1 protein-coding gene and 1 pseudogene are annotated in these 1,771 nt (G+C 73.9%); one reads left to right on the top strand and one right to left on the bottom strand.

Annotated elements, in window-relative coordinates; all coding sequences use genetic code 11:
* On the bottom strand, nt 1–832 hold an 832-nt coding region (locus tag ACTUAL_RS03300), incomplete at its 3' end, for a hypothetical protein (protein ID WP_440899228.1).
* A gap of 459 nt (nt 833–1,291) precedes the next feature.
* On the opposite strand from ACTUAL_RS03300, the pseudogene ACTUAL_RS03305 reads away from it, so the two are divergent.
* Nucleotides 1,292–1,771, top strand: a pseudogene (locus tag ACTUAL_RS03305) (Calx-beta domain-containing protein); the annotation flags it as partial.

Raw genomic sequence — 1,771 nt, forward strand, 5'->3', positions numbered from 1 at the left:
CGGGCCCGTCCGGGGCGGACAGGCCGCCGTGGCCGCTGGGGACCTCCTGCGTCTGGACGAGCGACTCGTTCAGGAACCGGTAGCTCCCGCTGTCCCGGTTCCCGACGTGGACGACGGTCGGGGCGGCCCCCGAGGACACGATGTCCGCCTCGACGTCGGGCAGGTCCGACCCCGGCAGGTCGTGCTCGGCCAGCACCTCGCCGGTGCTCGGGCGGAACCGCTGCGCGGTGACCGCGTGGTCCACGCCGGGGCAGCGCAGGAGGAGCAGCGACTCGCCCTGGTCGGGGGCGAGGTCGTCGGCGGCGCAGCGGTCGGCGCCGTCCGAGGCGCGGACCAGGGTCCGGCCCCACTTCCGCTCACCGGTGTCGACCGCGAAGGCCGCGACGCCGCCGCCCCTGGCGGCGAGCACGAGGTCGCCGACGACCTGAACCACCCCGCCCGCCCCTGATCCGGCGGCTCCGGGGACGTCCAGCGGGCGCTGCCAGCGGACCTGCCCGGTGGGCAGGTAGACGAGCATCATGTGGTCGCACGCGCCCGAGACGCCGTAGGCCAGGGCCAGCCAGCCCTCGGTGAACTGCGCCGGACCGGCGCAGAACCGGCCTGCGGGCGGGGCGACCTCCCAGTGCTTCCCGCCGCCCTGGCGGGCGCGCGCCACGGCGTGGGTGTCGCGGACCGCGACCACGTCCACCCCGGCGGTCCACGCGCCGATGCTCCTGACGTACGGCGTGGTGTCCCGGCCGGACGCCTGCCAGGAGGCGTAGCGGTCGTCCTCGGTCAGCTCGGGCCAGACGGCCACCACCGAGCCGAGCAGCACGAGCAGCCCCGGAACCACGACCAGCGGCGAGCGCCACCACGGGCGCCCCGGCGTGCGCTCGTGCGCCGGATCGGGTCCGGCACTCCACTCCGGTGCATTCGGAGCAATCACTTCTCCCCCGCTTTCCCACTGAACGGCGTCACCCCAGCGGGGTAGCCCGGAAAATTGCCAGGCGGTGCGAAACCCCGCCTGGCGTAGGCCGAACGTGACCGCATTAACAGGTGCTGGCCACTCCGCGGAGTGGCATGCCCAACCCCAGGTGATCCTCCCCGAAAAAGGGTCATACCACCAGGTAATTGACCGTTTTCCGCACCGCCCCGATGATTCCTCCGCTGGTTCCCGCACTTTGTCGAGCAGTGCTCCCGGAAGGCTTCTCCCATGCCGATCGCCAGATCCTCCTCCGGATCCCCGCCGCGCTTTTCCTTCGGTTTTCCGAAGCGCGGTCCCGTCCGCAGGGCGGCGGTTCTCGCGTTAGCCGTGCTGGCCTCGACGACGACCGTCCTCGGCGTCGCGGCCCCGGCCTCCGCGCAGGTCGTCCCCGCCGAGGTCGAGGTGGTGCTCGGCCCCGGCCAGAGCGCCCAGGTCGCGAAGAAGGTCACCACCCCGGCCGTGCCGCCGAAGCCGGACCTGGTGCTGCTCGCCGACACCACAGGCAGCATGGGCGCGGCGATCGCGAGCGTGCGCTCCAACGCCGACGCGGTCACCGGGCAGGTGCTGGCCGCGCAGCCCGCCGCGCAGTTCGCGGTGGCCGAGTACCGGGACACCGGGGACGCGTTCGCGTTCCGCGTCGACCAGGCGCTGACCGCCGACCGGGACGCGGTGCGCGCGGGCATCGGCCGGTGGAGCGCGTCCGGCGGCGGGGACACCCCCGAGTCCGCGATCAACGCGCTCCACCAGATCGGGCAGGGCGCGACGGGCTTCCGGCCGGACAGCACGCGCATCGTCGCGTGGTTCGGC

This window comes from Actinosynnema sp. (genome assembly GCF_052038725.1).